The sequence below is a fragment of the Methanolacinia paynteri genome (genome assembly GCF_000784355.1).
Lineage (GTDB): Archaea > Halobacteriota > Methanomicrobia > Methanomicrobiales > Methanomicrobiaceae > Methanolacinia > Methanolacinia paynteri.
Map to the genome: position 1 here is coordinate 39,279 of NZ_KN360930.1, position 26,172 is coordinate 65,450.

The 26,172-nt window shown below is 45.7% G+C and carries 21 protein-coding genes; 4 read left to right on the forward strand and 17 right to left on the reverse strand.

Annotated features, from left to right (window positions below; all coding sequences use genetic code 11):
* Window positions 1–64 precede the first annotated feature (64 nt).
* From METPAY_RS06365 to METPAY_RS15095, 10 genes are all read right to left on the reverse strand, one after another.
* Window positions 65–1,345, reverse strand: a complete 1,281-nt coding sequence (locus tag METPAY_RS06365) for a nitrogenase component 1 (protein WP_048150624.1) — start codon at window positions 1,343–1,345, stop codon at window positions 65–67.
* On the reverse strand, window positions 1,342–3,534 hold the full coding sequence (locus tag METPAY_RS06370) for a nitrogenase component 1 (protein WP_052418705.1): 2,193 nt from the start codon (window positions 3,532–3,534) through the stop codon (window positions 1,342–1,344). The genes METPAY_RS06365 and METPAY_RS06370 overlap by 4 nt, the downstream gene beginning before the upstream one ends.
* Window positions 3,521–4,573, reverse strand: coding sequence for an ABC transporter ATP-binding protein (locus tag METPAY_RS06375; RefSeq protein WP_052418706.1), 1,053 nt, complete (start codon window positions 4,571–4,573; stop codon window positions 3,521–3,523). Before METPAY_RS06375 ends, METPAY_RS06370 begins: the two co-directional genes overlap by 14 nt.
* Window positions 4,570–5,643, reverse strand: coding sequence for an iron ABC transporter permease (locus METPAY_RS06380; RefSeq protein ID WP_048150412.1), 1,074 nt, complete (start codon window positions 5,641–5,643; stop codon window positions 4,570–4,572). Before METPAY_RS06380 ends, METPAY_RS06375 begins: the two co-directional genes overlap by 4 nt.
* On the reverse strand, window positions 5,640–6,890 hold the full coding sequence (locus tag METPAY_RS06385; protein ID WP_048150415.1) for an ABC transporter substrate-binding protein: 1,251 nt from the start codon (window positions 6,888–6,890) through the stop codon (window positions 5,640–5,642). The genes METPAY_RS06380 and METPAY_RS06385 overlap by 4 nt, the downstream gene beginning before the upstream one ends.
* Window positions 6,891–6,977: 87 nt before the next feature.
* The gene (locus METPAY_RS06390; protein ID WP_245611547.1) at window positions 6,978–8,114 is read right to left on the reverse strand and encodes an adenosylcobinamide amidohydrolase; all 1,137 of its coding nucleotides are present in this window, start codon (window positions 8,112–8,114) and stop codon (window positions 6,978–6,980) included.
* 290 nt (window positions 8,115–8,404) lie between these two features.
* Window positions 8,405–9,388, reverse strand: coding sequence for an apurinic/apyrimidinic endonuclease family protein (locus METPAY_RS06395; RefSeq protein WP_048150417.1), 984 nt, complete (start codon window positions 9,386–9,388; stop codon window positions 8,405–8,407).
* Window positions 9,385–11,325, reverse strand: a complete 1,941-nt coding sequence (locus METPAY_RS06400; RefSeq protein ID WP_048150418.1) for a VWA domain-containing protein — start codon at window positions 11,323–11,325, stop codon at window positions 9,385–9,387. The genes METPAY_RS06395 and METPAY_RS06400 overlap by 4 nt, the downstream gene beginning before the upstream one ends.
* Window positions 11,322–12,362: an ATP-binding protein gene (locus tag METPAY_RS06405; RefSeq protein WP_048150420.1), complete on the reverse strand. Its 1,041-nt coding sequence runs from the start codon at window positions 12,360–12,362 to the stop codon at window positions 11,322–11,324. Before METPAY_RS06405 ends, METPAY_RS06400 begins: the two co-directional genes overlap by 4 nt.
* Window positions 12,355–12,564: a hypothetical protein gene (locus METPAY_RS15095; RefSeq protein ID WP_169743643.1), complete on the reverse strand. Its 210-nt coding sequence runs from the start codon at window positions 12,562–12,564 to the stop codon at window positions 12,355–12,357. Before METPAY_RS15095 ends, METPAY_RS06405 begins: the two co-directional genes overlap by 8 nt.
* Window positions 12,565–12,913: 349 nt before the next feature.
* Between METPAY_RS15095 and METPAY_RS06410 the strand changes: the two genes are divergently transcribed.
* Window positions 12,914–14,686, forward strand: a complete 1,773-nt coding sequence (locus tag METPAY_RS06410; RefSeq protein WP_048150421.1) for a type II/IV secretion system ATPase subunit — start codon at window positions 12,914–12,916, stop codon at window positions 14,684–14,686.
* A gap of 183 nt (window positions 14,687–14,869) precedes the next feature.
* Here METPAY_RS06410 and METPAY_RS06415 read toward each other — a convergent pair whose 3' ends face one another.
* The 7 genes from METPAY_RS06415 to METPAY_RS06445 all read right to left on the reverse strand — a co-directional run bounded on the left by METPAY_RS06415 (window position 14,870) and on the right by METPAY_RS06445 (window position 19,959).
* Window positions 14,870–15,424, reverse strand: coding sequence for a hypothetical protein (locus METPAY_RS06415; protein ID WP_048150423.1), 555 nt, complete (start codon window positions 15,422–15,424; stop codon window positions 14,870–14,872).
* Between the two features lie 345 nt (window positions 15,425–15,769).
* A complete protein-coding gene (locus METPAY_RS06420) occupies window positions 15,770–16,495 on the reverse strand; it encodes a type IV pilin N-terminal domain-containing protein (RefSeq protein WP_048150424.1) in 726 nt (241 codons plus the stop codon).
* Entirely contained in the window at window positions 16,489–17,211 is a 723-nt protein-coding gene (locus tag METPAY_RS14175; protein WP_052418707.1) for a type IV pilin N-terminal domain-containing protein, read from the reverse strand. The genes METPAY_RS06420 and METPAY_RS14175 overlap by 7 nt, the downstream gene beginning before the upstream one ends.
* 15 nt (window positions 17,212–17,226) lie before the next feature.
* On the reverse strand, window positions 17,227–17,889 hold the full coding sequence (locus METPAY_RS14180; protein ID WP_052418708.1) for a type IV pilin N-terminal domain-containing protein: 663 nt from the start codon (window positions 17,887–17,889) through the stop codon (window positions 17,227–17,229).
* Entirely contained in the window at window positions 17,886–18,557 is a 672-nt protein-coding gene (locus METPAY_RS06435; RefSeq protein ID WP_048150426.1) for a type IV pilin N-terminal domain-containing protein, read from the reverse strand. The genes METPAY_RS14180 and METPAY_RS06435 overlap by 4 nt, the downstream gene beginning before the upstream one ends.
* A complete protein-coding gene (locus tag METPAY_RS15285; protein ID WP_052418709.1) occupies window positions 18,554–19,300 on the reverse strand; it encodes a type IV pilin N-terminal domain-containing protein in 747 nt (248 codons plus the stop codon). The genes METPAY_RS06435 and METPAY_RS15285 overlap by 4 nt, the downstream gene beginning before the upstream one ends.
* A complete protein-coding gene (locus tag METPAY_RS06445; RefSeq protein ID WP_048150428.1) occupies window positions 19,294–19,959 on the reverse strand; it encodes a type IV pilin N-terminal domain-containing protein in 666 nt (221 codons plus the stop codon). The genes METPAY_RS15285 and METPAY_RS06445 overlap by 7 nt, the downstream gene beginning before the upstream one ends.
* A gap of 375 nt (window positions 19,960–20,334) precedes the next feature.
* On the opposite strand from METPAY_RS06445, the gene METPAY_RS06450 reads away from it, so the two are divergent.
* The 3 genes from METPAY_RS06450 to METPAY_RS06460 are packed head-to-tail and all read left to right on the forward strand — an operon-like array spanning window position 20,335 to window position 26,167.
* Window positions 20,335–22,881, forward strand: coding sequence for a hypothetical protein (locus METPAY_RS06450; protein WP_048150429.1), 2,547 nt, complete (start codon window positions 20,335–20,337; stop codon window positions 22,879–22,881).
* Between the two features lie 3 nt (window positions 22,882–22,884).
* Window positions 22,885–24,297, forward strand: a complete 1,413-nt coding sequence (locus tag METPAY_RS06455) for a hypothetical protein (RefSeq protein ID WP_048150432.1) — start codon at window positions 22,885–22,887, stop codon at window positions 24,295–24,297.
* Between the two features lie 22 nt (window positions 24,298–24,319).
* Window positions 24,320–26,167: a type II secretion system F family protein gene (locus METPAY_RS06460; RefSeq protein WP_048150434.1), complete on the forward strand. Its 1,848-nt coding sequence runs from the start codon at window positions 24,320–24,322 to the stop codon at window positions 26,165–26,167.
* Window positions 26,168–26,172 lie beyond the last annotated feature (5 nt).

Genomic DNA, 26,172 nt, shown 5'->3' on the forward strand with positions numbered 1-26,172 from the left:
TCAATAGTTAATATTATATATAGTAATATATCTAGAAAATTTTCTTTATAAAAGTTTCTTAAAATTATGAAAATTTTCTCAGGGCATTGAATATTCTTTCGAGAATATAGAGTACTCCCTCTCCGCCCAGAAATGCCTTCTGTGTGAACTCAATCTCTCCTGATATCCTGTTGAATATCTCAACAGGACACCTGCATCTCCCGGTAAGCTCCAGGTGTTCTCCTGATATCCCGTCTGAGAAACAGAAGTCCTGCATAACTGTTTCGCGATCGGCTGAGAGGGCCCCGGGAAGTCCAGTTGATTCAAGGAATTCAATTAATTTTCTGACGGTTCTGGTATCTTCTCCTGCCATAAATTCTACTGAAACGGGGAGCATCCCCAAGTATTCATAGAGCCATTTTACAAGAGGAAGGGCAAAAGAAGAATCCGCCTTTATCCCGAATGTTGCCCCTTTGGGATAATCCGATTCGTTAAAGTACCTGGATATCTGGTGGTAGGCATCTGTACGTTTTCTCCGGATATCTTCAAGTGCGGGGGTCGGATCGCGTCCAGTAGCCCCGGCCACCTCTCTGATCCAGCTTTCTGTTGCATCGAATCCCACCGGTGCCCCGGCGGAAGGACGGACTGTAGTTATCCCTAATTCAGACTCGTACCATTCGGCTGTTTGTCCTGCATATTCGGGATATATTACGATATTGTATGATGCTGTGGCCGATTCCCTGATCGTTGCTGTGTCCGATCCTGCACCTGGTGCAGATACAATCGAGAGTCCCATAAGTTCACATAGTCTGGTAAGTTCGGCGATGTTTCCCTTCCAATATTTCTGGTAGATCGAAAAACCCAGCAGGTTTACCCTGTCTTTGGATTTTGGTAGCCGGTTGAGCCTAAGCCATTTCAGTACGGCAACTATTGTCTTGTCAAAACCAGCCGACAGGGGTCCTGAATAGCCTGCATCTTCGAACGCCATGCATTTGTCCTCAAGTCCCGCCTCTTTCAGGAAACGATTCAGATCGTCACCTATAAGCGATGCCCCAGGTGAGTTGACGACCGCAATGAATGCATCTCCTTTTTCAGCAATCAGGGGCAGGATCTCACGCAGCTTATCTGTTGAACCGTGGATATAGTCATCGCTGTCGAGATATGTACAGGGAATCCGTGACTGGCCGAAATAGAAGAGCTCTTCGAATGAACGGCGATTTAGTGAATTATCCCTCGGAAAATGGCGGTCCGAGAAGTAGGCAGGATTGCCGCGACATCCGTTCGGGCCGTTCATAACCGCTCTTGCATCTGTTATTCCTTCGATTGCGAGCAGTGTTCCGAAGAAGGCATCCTCCTCAAATTTCACAGGACCACCTCCCCGTCCGATCTCCAGCCTTCTATAACCGGCACTTTCATCAGCCTGCTCCATTTTTCGGCCTGATCAACTGCTGCCTGGAAGCCGAAACCCGGGCAATAGGGGATCTGCACTCCTCTTGCCTTGTCGGCCGGCCTGAGTCGGGGATATGTGTGAAGAACAAGGTCCGGTTTTAATTCGTTGATATCCTCTGTGCGTTTTTCAAGCGGGTAATTCTTTTCAATCTCGATCTCCCCCTCATAACGGGATGTGAACGATTCGGAAATAGGAGAATACGTGAGGCCAATCTTCAGGATCTTCATATCGAGATCATGAGCAAGATCACAGATCCAGTCGACGGATTTGGGATAGGATGTTATCAGCACTTTCTTTCCTTCAAAATGAGGCTTTAACCGTTCAATCTTCTGCTGGTACTTTTCTTTTTCCTCTGCAATGATCTCCTTCGCAGTATTTTCTTCATTAAAGAGTTCTGCAATGTTTAACAACCATTCTTCAGATTCCCTGAATCCTGTAGGCAGGGATTTATCGAAGAACGGTACGTCGGAGGCCGAAGAAAGGAGCGTTTTAATAGATAGAGAAGTATCTTCCGCGTCGGCAGGGAGATTGAGAGCCGCCCTGTTGAAGTTTTCCAGGGAGCTGAATGGAACTTTACTCAGGAAGCGGGAGTTTAAGGATATTCCAAGTCTTTTCAGGAGTTCTTCGATGATATCCATCGAGGCTTCATCATTTGTTGCAAGCCATTTCTCCGCAATCACATTGACGGATCTTTCCTTAGCCTGTTGTCCTCTCTCTCCGGAGCGGATTATTCCCGCAATTGTCCTGTATGCCTCCATGATGCCCTGTGCAAAGTCACCTTTCAGGTTTCCGTCGACCTCGACAGGTATCAGGTTTACACTTGGGTAATCTTCAAGTATCCCCGATACGACACCGCCGACGTTGTCCCCGATTATTCCGGGAGGGCAGGCAGTGACGATGAATATATTTTTGTACCCTTTGCCGATCGAGGATTCTATCGTCTGCTTCAGTTTTTCCTCCCCGCCAAAGATGAAGTCCTCATCAGTCATATCCGTGGAGAAGAACCGCTTCATAAATCCTGCGTCATATGGAAGGTTGTAGATCTGTGCAGAATGCAGTTCCCTGTCAAACAGCTTTTCACAGATCATCAGGAGGCAGCTCCTCGGGCAGTGCATAACTATTGCAGCATCCGTAATCTGGGCTGCAACAGATACCGCACCTGCAAACGCACAGCCTATGAGGGGGCGCCTGTTCTTTACGGACGGCGATTTTACCTTAACCTGTTCCATGCGTTTTTTCAGAACCGAGACGTCGAATTTCTTTACATCAGCCAAATCTTCCCGCTGAAGGACGATGCTCTCAAGCTCTTTTTCCTCAAGCGGCAGGGCAGGATATAGTCTTTCTTCTCTGTCATCCAGGATCTTCTTAATGTGGTCGGCAATATTTCGGATAATTTCTGATTCGGCTGAAGACGGATATTTCTCAATTATTGTGTGCCCTTCTTTCTCGGCACTGGCAAATATTTCGCTACGAGGAATCTGTGTTATAACCGGTAGCCTTACTGCCTCTGCAAACCTTCTTACCCGGTCGTCTTCTTCCTCCAGTCCGCGGGTATTGTAGATTATACCGGCAACTTTGCTGGTTTTCTCTGTGAAATTTTTTATTCCTTTAAGGATGTTATTCGCGGCATAGAGCGAGAGATATTCGCCTGAGGTTACGATGAAGACCACATCGGCATACTCGTCACGCACCGGTACTGCGAATCCCCCGCATACGACATCCCCCAGCACATCATAGATGCTGACATCAAAATATTCCTGGTCCAGGCCAAGCTCTTCGAGAAGCTCAAAGGTGGTAATTACGCCCCTTCCAGCACAGCCTACACCAGGTTCGGGCCCTCCTGCCTCGACACATGCGACTCCGCCGTGCCCTGTGAATACGATATCCTCAAGGTGCCTGTCTTCTGGAAGGGCGCATTTGATGTAATCGAGAACAGTTGTAGGGATATTGCCTCCGAGCAGAAGTCTTGTGGAATCATGCTTGGGATCGCACCCAATCTGAAGAACTTTCAGACCCTTCCCTGCAAGAGCGGCTGATACATTGGCGGAGATCGTCGACTTTCCTATCCCGCCTTTTCCATAGACGGCAATTCTAATCCCTATCACCACCGTTGTCCGAAGACGGGATGCATTCGATCATCTCTGAAATGCTGGTGCATTCCTTCTCTGAATCTTCCGTATGGATATTCCATATGGTTTTTCCTCCGTCGTTATTTATCGCGATACGGATGTCTTCTTCTGTCTCCGTTTCTCCTGCGGCTGTGGCAGATGTGTAGCCGATCCTTTCAAGAGCATACAGGGTCCAGATCTTTTCAATCGATTCGGGAGCCGAGAGTGAGAATGTCCCTTTCTTCTCAACAGGAATTGTGAATTCCCCTCTCACTGCGTCGAAGCTCACCCCGTCGATCTCGAAGGCCGATCCGAAGATGCCTGAGAGTACTAGGTCCTCCGGGACACCGGAGATCATATTTCCCCTTCTGTCTATGATCCAGAGCTGGTCGGCGCAGCGAATTGCAAGATTCAGGTCGTGCGTGGAGAGGAGGATCGATTTTCCTGTTTTCCTGGCTACAGTCCTGAGAATGCGCATCGTTTCGATCTTATGCGGAAGGTCCAGGTATGCGGTCGGCTCGTCAAGGACCATCATCTCCGGTTCCTGTGCAAGTGCCCTTGCGATCATCACCTTCTGCCGTTCGCCATCGCTCATCTCGTGCATAAAACGCCTTGCCAGCTCTCCCGCACCAACGGATTCAAGTGCCGATATTACGATATCCCTGTCTGAATCCGTGAGTCTGCCTGCCCAGTTGGTATAGGGAAATCTCCCGAGCGCCACGATGTCAAAAGCAGTCAGGTATCCTGCCTCGACCGGAGTCGTCAGCACCACGCTCAGGGTTTTCGCCTTTTCCTCGGACGTGTGTTCTTCTATCTTTTTGTCGCAAAGCAGGACTTCACCGCAGAGTGGCGGCTGTATCCCTGTAATGGTACGGATTAGGGTGGATTTTCCCGACCCGTTGGGACCGATCAGGCATACAAGTTCACCCCTCCTTAGGTTGAGGTTGAGATCTTTGGAGACTTCTTTGATGATCGTCTTCTGGTTCCTGTAGCCAATTGTCAGGTTGCTGCAGGTCAGGATCGGATCTCCGATCATGTCGTCACACCCCTTCCGAATTTCGTTCCGCGGACGATCACCCAGATCACGACCGGTGCGCCGAATAGGGCAGTGATTGCATTGATTGGCAGCACAATGTCCGTTCCGGGTAGATGGGATATGATATCGGTGCAGAGTGCGATGATTCCGCCGACGATTATACACCCGGGGACGAGAATACGGTGGTCGGCGCTCACGAACATGGCCCTGCACAGGTGTGGAACAGCAATTCCAAGGAAACCGATAGGGCCGCAGAAGGCCGTAACCACTCCTGCCATAAGCGCTGTGTTGGTTATGATGAGTATTCTGGTCGTTTTGTAGTTCATTCCAAGGCTCTCGGCGTACTGTTCTCCCAGCAGGAGGGCATTGAGCGATTTGACCGTGCAGATCGAAAGGATGAATCCTACAAGGAGGAGGGCCACCATGATCGGGACCTGCCCCCATGTAACTCCCGAGAAACTGCCGAAGGTCCAGGCGGTATAAGAGTGCATGCTGGATTCATCTGAAAACTGTAGGAGGATGGTGACTATTGCACTGCTTATATAGGAGACCATTATTCCGAGAATAAGGATCGTGATGTTGCTCTTGATCTTTGACGAGATGATCAATATCAGGGCCAGTACTGCAAAGGATCCGATTATCGCAGCAACCGATATGCTCAGGTCGCCGATGAACCCGATGGTGGCGAATATCGCACCTACACCGCAGGCGCCTGCAGAGAGCATAACCAGTGCAACACCGAGACTCGCTCCCGAGCTTATACCGAGGATATACGGATCGGCAAGCGGATTTCTGAAGAATGTCTGCATGAGGAGACCGGCAAGAGCAAGTGCCCCGCCTGCAAATACGGCGGTTATTGCCTTGGGAAGCCTCCAGTCCCAGAAGATATTCTCCCACGTTGTTTTTACATCGCCTCCGGTCAGCATTTTTACAAAAGCTTCCAGGGGAATGTTCACCGATCCTGCCAGAAGGTCAAGGATAAACAGAGCAATAAGGACTATGAGGATCACCGGTAGGACTAAGGTAAGTCTCTTCAGACTGTCCCCGCTATCACTGCCGGAGAAATTCATGCACTTTCCTCCGTCTGGGTGGCACCTATATTTTTGTAATAATATAATTCATGATCCGGCAGGAGCTCGGGGTGGAATATCTTTACGAGATCCGCAAGTATGACGTCAGGTTTGATTATTCCCGACTGCCAGTAGTCATCGCCGCCGTATTCATTTTCCCTTGCATTATAGTTGTAGACATTTCCTGTCTGGTAGGCCATGAATTTAGAATACCTGGAATCGTATGAAAGAAGATCAGCGGCGTCGTTTCCATACCCTGTATTCATCCAGAAATCGGCATCCTGTGCCTTTTCATAAACAGATTCAAAATCGAGTGCAATGGAGCCGCTTTCGTTATTATCCGCATAGAGATAGTCGGCACCTGCATCGGCGAAGAGTTTTGCAACATAGCTGTCTCCACCCGCTGCATACCAGGTTCCCTGGAAATCTATTCCTGAAAATACAATGGGTTTTGTCCCGGCACTTTCGGCCAGGTCCCTGATTGTGGTATAGTTTTCCTCAATTCTGTCAAAGACCTCGTTGGCTGTTTTTTCTTTATTGTAAAACAGGGCGAAGAACTTGATCCATTCGGCACGCCCGAGGGGATCGTTTTCCATCCAGTCCGAGACTACTGCAGGAGTTAAGCCTGCTTCCTCCAGTTTGTCGCGGTTATCGTATTCATCCGTGTTGCTGGCAGAACAGAAGACGACATCCGGATCAAGCTCTATCATCTGCTCGACCTTGAGCTGACTCTCCATCGACATCGCTCCGCTTCCGATCTCAAGCAGTTTGCCTTCGTCAGCGAGCTGTTGGTACTCGTCATCGTAAACAAGATCGATCCCGTTATGTCCTTTGATCGAGGAGGTCTCGTTCAGTTCTTTCAGGTGTGGAAGCTGTGTTGTTGAAAGAGTGATTATGGAATCTATTGGTATAGTGATAACTTCTGCATCCTGGTACCCTGATGGTATCTCCTCTCCCTCCTGGACGAGAAGGTATGTCAGGTCCTTCGAAGTTCTTCCCCACGGGTCGTTTACCTGGACTACTTTATATGTCCCGTGATATTCCACAGTATATCCTGTTGCATATTCGGGATATGCCTTGTCAGTAAAGAGATCTTCTGTATATGCGGATTGTTCCTGAACGGTTCCCGCGGACTGGCCATTGTCAGCACTGTTTAGAGAGAGGGAGATCCCCGTTATAGCAACCGCGATAATTATTGCCGCAACAAGTACAGCGTATATTATTTTTTTGTGTTTTTCATCTGCCAATTCATTCACCTTTAGTGTTATTGGAAAAATCCTCTTTGTCGATCGCGGGATTAAGAATAGAAAATCCGGAGAACATTATCCAAATCCTCAAAAACCGCTTTTCACGCACCAGGAGCTTAGCCTGATCCAGTTGTCGATAATCGGGTCACGCTCGTTCATCACGTAGCTGAAGTCCGGGGAATTCCTGACGCCTGCCATCTCGGGAAGGGCCTTCATTATGGAAAATGCTGTTTTTTTGCCTGCATTTTCCGGGATAAGGCCCCAGTTGATCTCATCGACGATATGCAGAATTGAGGCGGTCATTGCAACAACGGAAGGGTTCTTTGAAAAGTCACGAAGGTTTTTAATGAACAACTCTTTTTTGTTCTCGCCTTCAAGCGAGGATGCGGTCTGCCAGTATTTTTTCTCGTCAATACCAAAGCGTTCCAGCCTGATCAGCATATCACGCTGGTTGTCAGGGTTAAGGCCGGTCTGCCTGTCAAGCGCCTCGGTTGTTGCATCTATTACGCATTTTGCGACAAGTTCCCCGAGTTTTGAGTGTTTTCCTGCCCATGTTATGACATTCGGGCTGTGCATGTTGGATATTACGCTGATCTGGTCTGTTCCCGATCCTGTGGCAATTCCTGTCGAATACCTGCTCGGGGCCATAAGCTGCTGGATTGCAACCGTTTTTGCTTCGGTTGCAGTCATTATCATCCTGCTTAATGCATGGGCTGGAAGCCTGGAACTTATAATGATAATCGTGTTGATGGTCCCGCCTACGTATACCGAATTTCCGTCCTCTTCATGCCAGGATGCGGGATCTCCCGCTCTTCCGCCGTTTACTTCTATCCCGGCGGTGACTATTGCTGTTACTTCGAGATCACGAAAACACCGGCTGCTTATCGCGGCATTTTTCATCTTTGCCGCCGTCATCATCGCTGCAATTCGACCTGGATTCAATCCCAGCCTTTTGGCATGTATTTCAGTATATGCCTCGACACTTCCTCCTTCCATGTCATGGCCGCAGTGCCCCCTTGTCTGATCCGGCTCATGGTTGAAGACAGCCTCGAGATTTTCCTGGTAACCTCCGTTTACATATGAAGTGGTGATGCAATTCCTGTTTTCAGGTAGTTTTACAACTATGGTATTGTTATTCCGATAGATCTTCTCGCCGCTGCCGGTTTCATAGATCATCTTCAGTTCGGTAACTGGTTCTCCGGGTTTATTCTCATATTCTGCCAAGACAAATTTCTCCTCAAATTTTTACCAAAACATTGCTCTAATGGCCTGCTTTGTTCTCTCCGTATTTTGTTGATTTCAATTAAATCCATGAAGAGGTAACAAGATACAGACAGCTTTAACCAGGTGAAATTGTGCTGATGTAAAGCCGGACTTGTTGAAGGCCTGTAGTAGAACAATCAGGGATTTTTCTGCACTTAGTACAATTTGTTTTAGTTAAATAAAATTATTTTTAATTGATTTTCAGCCCTGTTAGAAAGATTAAAAACATTTCTCTTATCCGTGAAAACTGATTAAAAATGGAGAGCTCTTCTTTGCCGGGAAATTCTGTTCTCGATCTCTTCTGCCGACATTCCCGGAAGTTCATGTGTCACAAAATCCGGTGAAACGAAATCAACAATCTCCCTGCACCTCTCTGACGAAAAGGGCCGGTGCTGGTCTACATTCTTCAGGAGTTCGTATATGCACGAATATTTCTCTTCAAGTGTCATCCTGGGATAATTCTCAGGTTCCTCCATCTCGTTCTGATAATTGCCGGAGGTGCTAAGGTGGAAATGAATGCCGGCTATTTTTTCGAGAATATTCTCATCAAGCTTTCCTAATAATTCCAGCACTATATCGATTGCTTCTTCTTCGTCATTACAGGAACACGTGGCGTTCATGAGATGACCCGTGTCCAGGAGAAGTTTCCAGTTTTTAAACTCAAGTTTATCGACAAATTTCGCCGCAGCGTCCGAATCGAGAAATGTCAGACCCGGATACCACAGGTTTTCGATATAGATGTCAAATGGAGGCTCTCCGCCCGGGAATCGTGATGCAACTTCATTCAAAAATTCGGCAGTTCCTTCAAGAATTTCTTTGTCTGAATAAGGCTGAATTTTTTTGAAAGCAGTGCCGATCTCCGTATAAGCTGCATGAAACACACCATATGCAGGTTTTAAAACCGATGCATATGATATGGCCTCGCAGAAGTTTGATACAACTTCATTGCGACTTTTCCCGCCGTAAAAATATTTCAGTGATTCATCAGGGATTTCTTCAGGAACCCTGAAATTTTCATCTTCCCACAACCTGTACCATCCCATGAAAGAAGGGAGATGGACTGAAGATACCAGATCAGCAGGGATCTCTGCCGGTACTTCTTCGAAATTAACCAGAAGTTCTATTCCGTCAAGCTGGTGTCTTTGCACAAAGCTTCTGACATTGTCCCAGCTTTTATCGAATTTGTTCAGATCGTATTCGTAAATTGAAAAACTCATTTGTTCTCTGTATTTCATGTAGGCATCTCCTTTAGTACAATATTACCGACAGATCCTGCCAGTTTACTGCTGTCGAGTTCATCGAGACGGAGGTAGATGGCGTCGAGTTCAAATGCGAGGTCCACGGCGAGGCCCATTCTCGGGAAGCCTTCCTCAGTGTCAACAACAACATATTTTATTTTCTGTCCGGTGACTTTTTCAGCTGCTTCCTTCAGCTCCTCGTATGAATTTTTACCGGATTCGGAGGTGTTCGCCCTGCCGTCCGTCAGGATAACTACCGTTTTGGAGTCCATAGATTTTGAGTATCGTCCCTGTGTCAGGAGTTTTGCCGCTTCTATAAGTCCTTTTGAGAGAGGTGTCCTTCCACCTGTCGGTATCTCTTTCAGCAGTTTGTACGCGAGATCGGTGCTCCTGGTCGGGGGAAGAAGAAGGGTTGCCTCGTTTTTCCTGAATATCATAAGGCCGACCATGTCTCTCTTCTGGTACGCGTCGTTTAAAAGAGAAAGAATGGCTCCTTTCACTGCCACCATTCTCTTCCTTACACCCATCGATCCGCTGGCGTCGACAAGGAAGAGTATGACATCTCCGGTCTTTTTTTCCCGGATCTTCTCCCTCAGATCGACTTTGTCTACCTTAATTGCGAGCCCTTTTTTATCTCTCTTAACCTGAAATGGAGCAGCTGCTCTCAGTGAAGCATCGATTGCGATGTCGTTTTTATTTCTGTCCTGCTGTCTGTAGGAGAAATAATGGCCGCTCTTATCCTTGCTGATATTTCGTCTCCTGCGGCCATTGCTTGCTTTCTTCGATTTGGATCTGCCCTTCTCGTCAAGAAATTCGATGACGCTGAAGACTGAACCGATATCGAATACCTGTTCCGGTGGCGGCAGATTATTTATGTTTTCGTTATTTCTGTCGGAATCTTCCGATTGATCCCGATTCTGTTTGTCGTTCTCATCACTTTGATCCATCTCCTGGTTCGGTCCTGAATTTTTTTGCCTGTTATCCTGCCTGCCTTCATTTTCCTTACCCTCCTCTTTCTCTTCGTCTTCATTATCATCCTCATTGTTTTGGGTATCGGGGTTCTGGGGAGGATTCCCGTCGGGAGGGCTTCTTCTCCTGTGCTCTAGGGTCATTAAAGCGGCCAGTTTGATATCTTCGAAAACGACATCATCCCTGCCGTCGATTGCAGCCAGTGTTTTTGCCGTTTTTGCAAGCGCGATATCTCCTCTCTGCCCGGAAACGTTCAGTTCGATGCATAATTCCGAGATCATATCGAGCAGCGATTCGGGAATCATTACATAGGGAAGTCTTTCCTTTGCCTTTCTGATATTTTCCCTGGTCTCATTGATTTCGTCGGAATATTCTTTTAAAAACTGAACAGAGTCTTTCTCGAAGGCAAGACAGTTTCTGATTATTTTGGATCTCTCACTTTCATCTTCTATCTTTTCGGTTTCAATACAGATATCAAACCGATCAAGAATCTGGGGAGAAAGTTCTCCCTCGTCAGGGTCCATTGTGGCGGTAAGAATATACCTCATACTGATTTTTTCTGAAAATCCATCCCTTTCCAGTATTATACTGCCCGTATCCGCGGTGTTTAGTATCCCGTGAACTATCTTTTCATCAAGCAGGTTGATGTCGTCTGCAACAACAATCTGGCAGTCGCTTTCGGCCAGGATTCCTTTTACAATTCCTATATTTCCTTCAGTTATTGCCTTTTCAATATCAATTGAGCCGAACAGCCTGTCTTCTGTAGTGTTCTGCGGGACAATCCTGATCCGCTTATCATCTGTTATTGTAGATGCTGATCTTGCAAGAACAGTCTTTGCAGATCCACAACTGCCAGTAATAAGCAGCCCTTTAATATCTTCATTTACAAGGGTGCAAAGTATCGCCTTCTTCGCGGTCTCATTCCCTACTATGGCAGGGAACGGATAGTTAACAAATTCGCTCACTTTGCATAACTCTCCGAGATAACGGAATCAATCTTGTCAAATTCCAGTTTTGCCTCTTCGAACGGAAGTTTCCTCATACGGTGCGGCAGTGCCAGTCGTGCGGCTTTTATGAGATCTTCTCTCATTATTTCATCTCTTTCATCAAGGGCTGCAAAGGCGACGGAAGTCTTTACGAAGGTAATATCGGACCTGTGCCCGTCGACTCCAAGGAAGAGCGAGATCTTCACCGATGTTTCAAGTAGAAGATCGTCGGGCTCCATCTCTTTCAGGATCGATTTCGCATTCCCTATGCGATCCCGGATCTCCTGCTGCATCGGTTCATACAATTCGCAGAATGCGTGAGGATCTTTCTCAAATTCAAGCCTTTTTCTGATGATCCCGGTCCTTGTTTTGATCTCTCTTTCTCCTTCCACGTTGACCGAGAGACCGAAACGGTCAAGAAGCTGCGGGCGCAGGTCTCCTTCTTCGGGGTTCATTGTCCCTACGAGCATAAAGCGGGCCGGGTGCGAGTATGAAATTCCTTCACGTTCTACGAAGTTTGTACCCATCGCTGCGGCATCGAGCAGGAGATCCACGATATGATCGTCGAGAAGATTGACCTCATCGACATAGAGAATATTCCCGTTGGCTGAAGCAAGAACACCGGGCTCGAATTTCTTTTTCCCTTTTGTAATGGCATGTTCGATGTCGAGCGTTCCCGCGACACGATCTTCTGTTGCACTTATCGGGAGTTCTACCACACGCATCCTGATATATTCATATTCTGGAGCTTCACCCGATTCGATCAACTCCCTGCATGAAGGACAGAGATACCTTGTCTGTCCTGCTTCGCAGTGGAAGATGCAATCTTTAATTACCTTTCTTTCAGGGAGAAGATCTGCTATTGCTCTTACTGCCGTTGATTTTGCAGTCCCTTTTTCTCCCTTGATCAGGACTCCCCCGATTGAAGGATTGACTACGTTTACGAGGAGTGCATCCTTCATATTATTCTGCCCGACAATTGCAGAAAACGGGTAAACAGGGTTATCTTCAGTCATAATTTCCCTCAATTAAGGCGATTACGATTGCTGCATTCTTCAGATTCACTGCTGCTACAAATCCGTTTGAATTAAAAGAATTGAGCCTTAGACCTCCGGCTGTTTTAAATATCAGCAGAGGATCTTTGCAAAAATTAATATTTTTGAAAATATTCCCGGTCAATTTAAACACCTGCTTTTCAACTGTAATAAAAGCTGACAAAATTTTGGATAAATATATTTTGTGTTTGAGAAAATTTATTTTTGTTGATCGGGAAATGTTTTTTTCTTAATATGTTCAAGCGGCTCAGGCGTAAATATTTTAAGCATTTTACTATTTGTCTATTAGGATCTTTAGAATTATAAAACAAATAAAAAAGATATATTTAAAATTAATTTGATATATTGTTCAGATATTCTGTCAGGTGATCACTATAATAGTTATCTCGTCAATAATCTGTTTTTTTGGTTATCGGGGTTATTTTGGGGAGCTGATTTTTGAATACAATTTGAATATGGCAAAGAGGGCAGGTCAGTAAGAGTTCTTTTTGTCTTCCGAGAGGTGCAATTATATGAAAATTCCACGGCTATCGCTTCCGGTAAATCCGGGAAAAGAAAAAACCACTGCCCGGAACGCCGGCGAAAACGTAGATGATGTAAATCGTCATGAAACCGGTAATACAGGTCTTTTTAAGTTCAGACCCTCAAGAAAAGAGGCCGGAGAAGGAGAACCAGCCTTCTCCTTTAAAACAAAAATGAAAGTAAAAATTAAAACCGGTCCTGATGGGAGGTCCGATCATGGTAAAGAGATAGTTGAATCCGTCGATCACGAAAAAAGCGTTGTCGATGAAAAAATCGATAAAATCCTGAAGGATTATCTGGATACTGAATACTTACTCCCGGAATTGACAGAGGAAGAGGTTGACTGGGTTGTTGAGCGATACTGGCTGAAGCCGCCCTTTTCATATGTAAAGATTGTGAAGAACTGGGAGTTCGATCTGACTTACACGATTATCGAGCCGAAGATAACGAAAGAGGAGCTGATTGTTCTTGAAGAGACTTATGAGTACCTTAGAACTGCTCTGGTATTTGATTCTCCTAAACCGAAAGGAGATCTGACAGTTGATCCTGAATTTGTCAGGAAAGCTATAAAATCGTTTAATCCATCGATAAGCGATGAAAGGACTGATATCCTGATCTATTACCTGCAGAGGAATTTTACCGGTTACGGCAAGCTCGATCCGATGATGAATGATGAAAACATCGAGGATATTACCTGCAACGGTGCAAACATCCCATTGTATATCTTCCATCGCAAGTATTCCAATCTCAGGACGAATCTCGTTTTCGACAATATTGAGCTGAATAAATATGTTCTCAAACTTGCCCAGAAAGCGGACAAACAACTCTCCCTGACAACGCCGATAATCGATGCCGCTCTCCCGACAGGTGCGAGGGCACAGATAACGTACAGTGATATAGTATCGTCGAAAGGAAGTTCCTTTACAATCCGAAAATTTAAGACAGATCCCATGACTCCTGCGGATCTTATCTCGATTGGGACATATGATGCAGAGTTAATGGCTTTCATCTGGCTTGCAGTTGAGAACAACAAGAGCATAATTATTGTAGGAGGCACTGCATCGGGGAAGACGTCGACGATGAATGCCACATCCTTCTTCATTCCGCCGATTGCAAAGATTGTCTCTATAGAGGATACGAGAGAGATCCAGCTTCCGCACGAAAACTGGCTTGCCATGAGAACAAGAGATACGGGTATCTCTGCCACGGAATCCGATGTCGATATGTTCATGCTTCTCAAGGCAGCCCTGAGGCAGCGTCCGGAGTATATAATCGTGGGAGAAGTAAGGGGTTCAGAAGCACAGACATTGTTTCAGGCTATGAATACCGGCCATACTACTTATTCGACCCTTCATGCCGGCGGCGTAAGTGAAGCCATCAACAGGCTTACACATGAGCCGATAAATGTTCCGCGTGTCATGTTCGGTGCACTCGATCTTATGATTATCCAGGGACTTCAGTTTGATGAAGGGCATGGCTTCCGGCGCTGTCTTTCGATCAATGAGATGATCGTGAATGACGGGGATATCAGGTGGAATGAGATCTATAAGTGGGATCATATAAATGATAAATTTATTAAAAATCAAAAAAGATCCAGGATTTTGGATGATATTGCGTATACTCACGGGTGGAATGACGAGACACTTGAGTACAATCTACAGATAAGAAAAAGCATGCTCGAGCGTTTTGTCGAGAAGAAAATAAGTGACAACCTCCAGATAAGTCATTTCATAAACGAGCTAAGAAAGACCTGCAACAAATAATAAGAATATTTTATTGTTGGCTCTTGTTCTGTTCAATTTTTTATTGTGAACTGGATTTTTTTACTAATTTTTAGTCAAAAGCCGGAGCTGGCTCCTTAATATTTATGCTATTGATACAGTTTACCGGGATCTTATTGTCCTGTTCAAAACAGGGATATAGCAGGTAGTTCATCCGGTAGAAAATTAGCTTGAATTTAATGGTGTAAGCGAGCTGATTATTCCATAGCTCCCATCATAAAGTACAACCGGGTATGTCCATGCTACATAGATTGTGCCTTCGGTTTCAATAAAATCGAATTCGGTTTCCTTTTTAATTTTTCCTTCAAGTGCAAGGTTGTAATCCGATGTATCTGCAATTTTATTCAGAACTTCAAAGCCTGATTCAGTTATTTTTTTACTGATCAGTTTTTCTTTTTCTATTGAAAACAGTTCACATAGTTTGGTGTTTAATTCCTTGATCTTTCCATCGGTTGATATGAGAATATATGGGAACGGGACTTTTTCAAGCCAGATTTTTGTTATCGGGATTCTGTTCGACAGATTGTATACCTGTGCCGGCCCCACTATGTGCATTTCGACCTGTCCTAAAGTGCAGAGAATTGTTAAGTATTTTCCCACAGTATTCCTGCTTATACCAGTTTTGCGCACAATATCTGCGATAGTCATACCATATCTGCTCTTTTGCAGAGTTCCCATTAAGACCGATGTAATTTCTTCAGAAGACCTCTTCACAACCATGATCTTTTCCTCTTAATTATCTGAATTGATTTTTTCTAAAACCCCCCTTTTGATTTCTACAAAGATGCACTATCCTTGAATTACCGGATTTTCTCATTAACACAAGATAAATTGATGTAACTTAATAAAAATTACTTGAGTGGGATAATACTTTGTCACTGGATGCTTAAATAATCGTTGGTTTAAAATTTCTAGCGTACACCATATCCAAATATTTTTTTAAAAATTCACACATGTTTATCAAATTAAAACACCCGGCTGTCTTTGCCTAATTTAAAGAGTCAGACTTCTGATTGAACACTAAAAGTGGATTTAATCTTAAAAAAAGAATTAATTCAGGGAAGATCAGATGATATCTGATGCTTTCAGGTAACCATCCCAGTATACTGTTCCGTCGATGCCTGAAAGAATTCCCTGTCCATCGCCGTTTGCATATACCGCTCCGCTCTGGAATGCAGTACTTGCTCCGGATCCGGTGTTCCTGTGCATTCCGAAGCCGAGTGTCGGAGGACCTGTTGCTGTCTGGGGTTTGAAATACTCGAAGAAAAGGATGAACCTGTCGCCGGTTGTCAGTATGGTATCTCCGGGGCACATGCCCTCGCCCGTATAATCGAGACTCGTGAATTTCATCATACGGCTTGTATAGAATTCAGCTGGCTCATATGCAAGCGTGCCTGTTCCGGGATTGTTATAATAGAATCTCAACCCGCCGCTGGCTCCTTCCCCGCCAACATAATATTTGCTCCACGGGACATCGTTGTATGTCATGTACGCCTCGCCGCCACCACCGAAGTCACTGCCGTATATGTAAAATTTAAGCTTCTCGAGGTCAAGCGAGCCCCCCGTAACTTCAAAGATCAGGCCGACGAATCCGTCATCAAGTACCATATCAGAACCGCCGGGACTGATGCCCACGTACCTAACCGAAGCGGGAGTCGCCGTGGGAGCATCTCCGATCATACCGGTTCCAAACCCCGAAACTACTGCGGCAATGATAATCGTCACAACTAGCATCAGCATAACTCCTACGACAGGGGATACTGCCTCTTTTTTTGTATTTGTGTTTACCATTTGACCGTCACATCCTTGTCGAATATTGCTGTGCCACTGGGTTTATGGACAACCGATATGTGCACGATAGATCCTTCTCCAAAACCGTATTGGCTGTCTTCCGTATCGAATCCCAGAAATTTCTCAGGATACATGAAGAAGTAAACGCAGTTCGGCTCGAAGTTGCAGACACCGAAGTACTGTGTATTCTGGTAACCATGTGTACCATCCCCACCGGCTGTATTTGGAAAGAGTGAATAGCCATAACCGTTTACTTGTGGAGTAAAAGGGTAGCCTTCAACGGTGTCATCTACGTCTACTGAAGTGTCCGACGATGTGGACCCTTCCATAAATGGGGATATGGAACCGTCAAGAGTATGCTTGATTACTCTGCCCCCGTTATCAAGGGTCGTTCCGCGATAAGTATCGGGAACCGTATATGTGGTTATAACCTGAAGATCTTCAGTGGGGACGGTGTCTCCGGCAAGGACACGTAGTTCGATCGGATAACCGTCGGATTTTGAACCTGTGTCTCCCGCTTTTATTGTAAACTCATACGACACAGTAGGAGATTTCTCCGTAGTATCGACAATGCCGGAGGAAAAACCGCTCACTACCGCTGCAATTATTATCGTTACAACGAGCATCAGCATCACTCCCACGACAGGAGACACGGCCTCTTCCTCCCAGAGAAAGGAAGGATTGTTTTTCGCCCTTTTTTTTATCTTTGCCATCATACAATGCCATCTCCGTTACTGAAGAATAATCGTTCCAGACTGGATCTGCTTGCTGCTGATGGTATCGTAGATTATATACTCGATAGGAACGTTGTACTGGGCTTTGAACGTACCCGACGATCCTTCAGGTGTCCAGGTAAGAAATCTTCCTTTTTCTATGGAATCGTCCGTAGCGAGAGTGCTGTCGTAACTGTCATCCGCAACAAGCATGAACGTGTCGCCGACTCCGACAATATCCGACATTCCGGGAGAGACGGCAAAGTAGGTGGAATTTCCGGCCTTGTTTTTATAAAGCTCAAGACTGTTTCCCTCCTCTACAGCCGCATCAGAAGAATTCAGTACAGTGCCGGAGGTGAATTTCATCGAACTATCGCCTTTATTGAGTTCAATCATGATGTTGTCGAGCGATATCGGTTCTCCGCCGCTTAGACGGAAAGTGAACCGGTTGTTGTTACGGGGACTGTCCGAAACATTATTCGTCTTGTCAGCATCTGTAATCTGGACGTCGTATCCTACAGCTATCTGTGATTGTGGTGCGGTCTTTTCAGAATCTACAAGTGATCCCGAGAGCGAAGATACGATCGACGCAATTATGATTGTAACTACAAGCATCAGCATGACCCCCACGACAGGGGATACGGCCATGTCGTTTCCTTTTCCGTTTATCTTCCGAATCATACTACAGTCACCATACCTTTATATATGCTCGTCTGACTGGGCGTGTAAATTATATTGACTTCTACTGATGAACCCCTGCAAAAGCCGTATTCCAAAAATTCGTTATCATCGATATCCGATGTCGTAGTGATTCCGAAGATTGCAACCGCCGTGCCGAAATCATCGCCTGTGCTTAACACATCGCCTGCACTGAACGTGTATTCGCCGAAGTTTGTGCCGGAATCACCCGGACTTCCCACAGCCAGGTTGTTTAAGTACGGAATCTTTACATCCTGGTCGCTGTAGCTTAATTTTGATGCCGAAATTGCAGGGGTTCCCTGTGTTATCGAACCGCTGAGCATCTCTTTTCCGTTGGTGCATGTCGAAGGCGAAGTATAGTACGACATGATCTGAATGTCATTTGATGGAATACTGTCACCACCCAGGTGTTTGATCAGCATGACATACTGGTCCTTTGTGTCGCCGCCGTTCGAGATTATACTTACGTCAAGCGAAGCACTGGGCGCAGATGTAGTTGAATCAGCCGCACTTCCTGCGAATACCGCCACAAATGAGGCAATAATAATTGTAACCACAAGCATTAGCATCACCCCGATTACCGGCGATACTGCAAAATCATTATATGAAATATCTTTTTGATTGTTGTTTTTTTCAATTCTTTTTTTCATATTACACTTCCCACAAGATTTCCTGTCGATATAATCGAGCCTGATGCATCATCCACTATCGAGTAAGTGGTCTTCGAGCTGACCTCGAACCATCCGCTGGAGTATGGATTTGCCGCGTTGCCACGTTCTGCAACGTAATAAACGCTTCCGAATTTATCCCCGTCTTCGACGGAGTACTTGTCAGCGAGAACGATGAATTTCTGTCCTGGTTCAATTATGAGATTTGATGCGGATCTGACAATTACTGAAGTTTCACCTATCTCACCTACGCCGGCCGATCGTGCCGGAAGCTTTGCAAAGCGGTAATTCTTGTATTCCTTCTTCTCTGAATGTTCTAAGACGGCTGTTGTAGCCGTAGGACCATCATCAATGATCGACTCTGACGGAAGATCCCTGTATGAAACCGCTGCTTCATGCCCTTTAGACGTGCCAATAACAACTCCAGATGAATCAGTTACATTCGATATGCCTGATTCTCTGAGATTCAGGCTGATCTCATCCAGCCTGATTGTGTCTCCTCCGAGATTCTCGAAAACAAGCCCGATCTTGCCTGATTCTCCCATATCTCCGGCCATAACTCCTGCGTATCCTATCTGAACCGCCGGAGCGGATTTCGTGTCCGAGAGCATGCCCATCCCGAAACCCGAAACGACTGCTGCAATGATGATCGTAACGACAAGCATGAGCATTACACCTACAACAGGAGATACCGCGTTTTCATTTGTTCGAATCGTTTTCACCATGTAGCCACCACGTCTTTATCATAGATCGTCTTCCCGCTGGGGACGTGTATAATAGTTACATGAACTATCTCATCGCCTGCGAAACCATACTCCGAGATATAGTCATCTCCATCAGTATCGAATCCGAGGAAATAGGATCTGTCGAACTGGATGCTGCTTCCCGCACTCAAAACTGCAGTACCAAAAGTTCTGTCTGCCGTTTTCGTGCTGACGACATCACCATTGTTTGTTGTCTGCGGAGTAAACGGATAATCCGGGATGATTGTTGTGTTTGTAATGAGATCGTTCGCGTCTATTGGATCAAGGGAACCGTCAATCGTATGTTTGATGATCTTCCCCGCATTAGCAACGCTTGTTTTCATCACTACATCGGGACAGGTGAATGAACTGATGATCTTCAGATCTTTTGTTTTCAGACTTTCCCCCCCGAGATTCTCAATTACAGCATACTTCGAAGTACCTGTGGAGGATGCCGAAATCGAAACGTCAAGTGATGTCGAGGGGGCTGTCTGTGTCGAACTGACAATACCTCCCGCAAAACCACTGACAACTGCAGCAATTATGATCGTTACGACCAGCATCAGCATCACACCGACCACCGGAGAAACAGCTTCTTCATTGCATGCAGGCAATTCTGCTTTCCTGCTTATTTTTTTCATAAACTCAAACTCCACCCATGAGACAACTCAAATTAAATTGAGTTAAATTCTTAAAAAATTGGGTGAATAGGTTTTGTAATTCTCAAATATTAATCCGTCGCAAATCGCTTATTTTAAAGCTTGTTTTTAAAATTATGCTCATTGCATTGTTTAATATGTTCTGATCACTATATGTGCGCAAATGATCTGCACAATACGTTTGCACAGCAAAAGGAGCTCATATCGGGCTTTTTTATACTATCGAGTTAAAATTAAGAGTGATTTTTGAGAGATGACTAATCAGGTAGATCTTCTTTCAAAATATATCAAAATAAGTTTAGTTAATTCAAAACTCGTTGCACCAAATGAACTAAAAAAAGCTTTAGAGAGAAAGATATGGACATACAAAAAAAATCCGGCATTATTTTTATAATCCTGCTGCTCTGTTTAATCAATATAGGCACGGCTTCGGCACGATATGCAACAGGTTCAGGAGATAATGCAGGAATCAATGTGGGGGATGTCGTTTTTATTGGCGAGAAAAATCTGGATTTTTCTTTATTTACAAATTCTTCAGGAGCTTTGCCAGTTCAGTTTGTTCATAGCGACGGAACCCGTTTCGGTGTCATAGTGCTCTCCGGCGGTACAGGCTCCCTGACGGGCAACGACATCACGCCCGGAGTATATATTCCTTATTATACCGACGGAAGTTCGGGTTCGGCTAAATGTACAGTTGCGGAGCTGAATCTCGGTGAAATTGGGATATATACATACAATACAGATTTCGAACCCCAATATCTTCCCCAACAGCCGGGAGGCATAGCAAAGACTACCGACATAGCGTTTGCTATAAAATCTGCAAATATTGACGGTGCGAATCTTTCAGGAAACTGGTATAAATATTCACTGTCGCGAGACAGCCTTACCACATCCACCATTAAAAATATTCATCAGAATTCCGTTGCACTTAATGACCTCTTAATAGATCCGAGAGATAGACCGGACGAAACACTTGCAGATGCTCCGGTTTTTGATTTGATAGCTCAAAGTATTGTATCGTCTCAGACGGGCGATGTCCCATTAACTGCGGTTTTCTCTACCAATAACCTGAACGGACTTGAAAAATCCGTATCCTATTCGTTTACGGCCTCTTCTTTCTCTCCTTCATTATCATTTGATTCGGAAGTCAGCCAAAATGCGTATTTTGATCTTGCTATAACCGGCGTCCCTTTTACAAGTTACAATATTACGATATCGGGAAGTTTATACGGTTCAGATGCTCCTCGTTTCGAGAGCGGAGAATGGGACGACCTGATCTCAGACCAGGAGATCTCAGCTCATACCGAATGGACCGGCACTAAAACATTTCAGGTGTTTGTTCCCGAGTCTGCTCCGACCAACTCGTACGAAATAACAATGACGGACAACGAAGGAAACACAAAAAAACAATCTTTTATAGTAACTTCCGGTGCAATGAGCCTGGTATTTAACGAACCCACCGAAGCGATAGAATCAGGTTTGTTCGCGATTGGCGATTCAATTCTACTTAAAGGCTACGTGACCGGTGCAACAAAACCCGTAGATATCTATCTATATATCACAGGCCCGAATCTCCCTGAGAACGGAGCGAAACTTGAAGATTTCGGGGCAGAGGTCGTTGATGAAGAAGAAAGCACATTCACCTGCACTAAATACAGCCTGATCCTGGGCGAATGGGCCTATGAATGGAACACGAAGGACCTCGAACCGGGAACATACACGATTTATGCCAGCCTTAAGCCATACGGGTATCTTTCAAGCAGTTATCCGGGCGGCCCGGGAACCGACATCAAAGGAAATGTGCCTCCGTCTTATGATTTCCCACTGAGCGAACCGACCCTCAATATCAAATTCGATGACAACAACAACGGCTACTTTGCCAAAGGGGACATATTTTACGGCTGGTGGCTTTCCAGGGGAAGCGCCTCCGAACTTCGCTGGTATATATTCGGTTCAAACTTCAGGTATGCAGACAACATGTCGAAAATGTCTCCAGGCATTACATCCACCGGCGAGCCATATGACGATGATGAAAGACCCCTGTGGAATGAATACGGGTTTACATACAACCGCAGTTTTACTTACAATTTATACCCGGGAATCTACTATATGGTCTGCCAGCACCCTGGGCCGAACAAAGCCTTCGAGGTAAGTGCTGACTCATACGGCTCGGACCTCAGAAGAATTACGACGACGTTCGGGGATAGCGTCGATCTAAGTTCTCTCCAGAGCAGGAACGCTGCCGATGCACTTGTGGACTTACTGGAGAACCCTTTTTCCGATGATATCTATGTGATGACGCAATTCATAATCGAAGATCCGTGGATCAGGATAGATTCGGCGGGTGAGATTGTTGTCGGAGACGAACTCAGCATATCGGGAATGACCAATCTTGCTCCTTCCGGTACTACCCCCGACAAAACCCAGACGAAAGACACCCTTCATCTTTCCATAAACCGGCTGGATCTCGATGTCGGTTCCGAATCGAATACAGCTATGAAAATTCCGGTCGATGATGCAACCCCTTCGGATTCTTCCGATTTCTATCGAAGTTTCAGATATGAAGGTATCGATACCTCCTCTTGGGATGAAGGGATGTACCAGGTGACGGTGAACTGCAAAGATATCGATGTCAAAAAAAGCTTCGCTTTTGAACTTGTCGGTGAGAAAACATCTTCCGATTCTGAAAACCTTTCTCCCGGCAGTGATCCGTCGTTCCTGAAATCCGACCCTTCCACTCCTTCACCGACCAGGGTGCCTTCTTCAGCGATAACGTCACAACAAACTGCCGTCGCCACTCCTTCAGGCTCTCAAAAACAGTCATCAGGACCGGATTTCGCTTTGATTACGGTTTCAGGCATGTTGTGTTTCCTCGTAGTTGTTGCACTTATCAGGAGAAAATGAAAGATGGCACTCGAAATCGATCGAAATCTCTTCAAATGGGTTGTCATAGCAATAATCCTGATGTGTGTTGTCAGTGGTGCGGGGATATTGTACAAATTCACCGGTGGTTTTGCTTTCCTCAATTTTGAGAATAATGGAGAGCAGGAATATTATCCTTCGTCAGGGTATACTGAAAAATGCGACGGTTTCTGGGGTTATAAAGAATTCAACTGGACGTATTCCGATGAGGAATTTTCTATTGCTGTAAACATCCCTGAAGAGGATTACCTGAATTACGCATACGGGATCGACGGAACGATCTATCCAGATAATATTACGGAATACATCATTTCATCCGGGGACGGCGGTGTTGTTTCGGATGCGGCTGAACAGCTTTCGGAAATAATCAAGTCGAAAGGCTACAACGATGAAGAAGACGTATCAGGCCTCGTGTTTTCTTTCGTAAGTTCGATACCTTATGAAACCGATTACGAATCCGGGCACGATTCCGAATATCCGAGAGCCCCGGCAGTAACCCTGAACGACGGGACCGGCGATTCGGGAGATCATTCAATCCTTGCCGCAGCACTTCTACGGGAATTGGGATACGGTGTGGCACTCGTATATTATCCGCCGGAATCCTTCGATGAACAGACAGTGATTCCCGAAGCTGTTGCTCTCGGCCTGATTTCAAACGACAGCAGACAAAGACCGGTATATCAGGTTGCAAATGAGAACGGTACAGAAATTTTTACGGTGTCTCCTTTCTGGACTGTCGATACAACGGAAAAAGGTTACCCTTCATCGGCTTTTTATTCGATTTCACCGGAGATCTACCCGGACGAATCATTGTGGGTCGGCCTGTCATACAATCCGGGTGCCAAATTAAGGGCGGATTTCGGAAAAGACATGGATTGTCAGTCCGGGCTGCTTTATTCTGACATTATCAGGAGCCGTCCTATAACATATCCCGACTGGCTTGAGCAGACATCTAACTACTACCAGACGGTCTGGTATCCCTCAGGAGTTTCCTGGGAACTGGAAGACAAATGGCGTCTTTACGATAAATTGCTTGATATAACCGGACAATCGCGGGTGCTCTATACTCCCTGGGGTTTTGCCGAAGCCAATACTTCGACTCCCTGGAGGATAACCTTTCGGATTACAGAAATGGACCCGTTGAGGTCCGATAAGGAGATGACGCCTTATAGCGATGTCCTTCTTGTTCTTTATAAAACAGATCAGGATACGGGGAAATTGATCTTGGTAGATAAAACCGGGTGGCAGACGCTCTATGACTCGGATCTGTACAGGATCGCCGGCCCGTACCCGCCGGGAGAATATGTATTGGGGATATTTGTAAAAAATGCAGGAGTCGATATATCGATCGAATACAGCGGCAAAGTGACGACGACGAATTACCAGGGACCGATCTGAGCGGACCGGGGGTTTATGATCTATGGCCACGATACGACTTAATCGAAGCAAAAACGGATCTGAAGCCGAAGGGAAACAGGATTTTTTGGATTCTTTCCTGAACAACAAACAGATGGAGCTTTTGCTCAGGTCGGCACATATCCAGACGCAGGTCAGCCAGTATATGATGGCCTCAGTCCTTTTCAGCATCCTGCCTTTTTTTGCAATGATGATGATAGGCGTGCTCTTCTACGTTTTCGATATAAGCATCGGGCTGATACCCGGAGTTCCCGACATTGCAGTTCTTATGGGCGGTGCAGTGCTTATCTCGCTTATAGTCTTCCTGGGAATGTATTTTTATCCGCAGCTCGAGGTATCCGGTCGTAAGAACAGGATTGACATGGACCTGCCTTATGCGATAACTTACATGCAGGCCCTCTCCTCGACGATAGTCCTGTATGATATATTCAGGAGCGTCTACGAGGCCGAGGATCTCTATGGAGAGGTATCGAGGGAGTGTGGGATCATCGTCCGCGACGTGGAATTATTCGGCGAAGATCTTCTCAGCGCAATGAACTATGTCGTTACCATAACACCCTCCGAGAGATTTAAGGAACTCATAGGCGACCTTATCCTCGTCTATCGCTCCGGCGGAAACCTTACGAATTTTTTCAATGCCAAATCCGAATCTTATCGTGAGATCGCAAGGCAGGAACTGGAGGCACTTCTGCAGTTCCTTGAGATGATCGCCGAGATCTATGTCACCGCATTCGTTGCAGGCCCTATTGCCATCATCATAATGCTCGTCGCACAGAATCTCTCCGGCCAGAACCAGCTTGACGGAATAATACCCCTTCTGTACCTGGGTCTTCCGCTCGGTGCAATTGCCCTGATTTTTGTGCTTTATATCCTTCTTCCCCCCGACAATCTTGCGATATCCAGGAAAGAGATCCATGACAGCGAATTTGGTCCCGACATGCTTGAGCCTGACGCGAACATGGAGCTTGACAAGGATTTTATCAGGAAATTCAATAACCGTAAACAGGTTCTTAAAATTCTCGATATAATCAGGCATCCCGTCAGGTATTATATTTCGAATTACAACATCGGTATCGTATTCGGGTTCATCGCCGCCGGTCTGGTCTTTTCCACTTATTATACCGGGTCTTTCTCGCAGCTTATGCCCGAGAACACGACAGAGGCGCTTATCTGCATAATGCTGATAACTGGGATGCTCCCTGTGATGCTTGCCTATGAAATACGCAGCCGTTACGTCAGGAATGTGGAAAAGCAGCTGCCTGAACTTCTCCGCGAGATCTCTGATATGCGTGATATTGGTATGACGCTCCAAAGTGCAATTACGATGATCTCGTCCAGTAAAAACAGCGTCCTTTCATCCGAAATCAAAATAGTCTCAGACGAAATGAAGTACGGGTCATCCCTTTCAGGTGCTCTTGTGAGGATGGAAGAGCGTGTAGGCCTTGTTTCCGTAAAGAGAGCGATATCCCTTCTGGTCAAGGCAAGCGAAGTAACCGATGCGATACGAGAGATACTTGCAATTGCAATATCCGATCTCGAACATTACCTGAGGATGAAATCAAAACGTCTGAATGTCTCGTTCGTCTATCTTGCGGTAATCTATCTTTCGTTCGGTATCTACCTCTACTCGGCATACCAGATGAATGTCGCATTCATATCGAGTTTCACCGATTTCAACATTACGCTCGATATCAGCTCCAGCAAGGCCAGCATGTTTCATATAGGGATCATCCTGGCTTTTTTTTCGGGTATTATGGCAGGGCAGCTTTCTTCAAACAGCATATATGCGGGACTTAAACATTCGGTTGTACTGCTGACGGCGACAATAATCATGTTCATTTACATTATCTGAGGCGA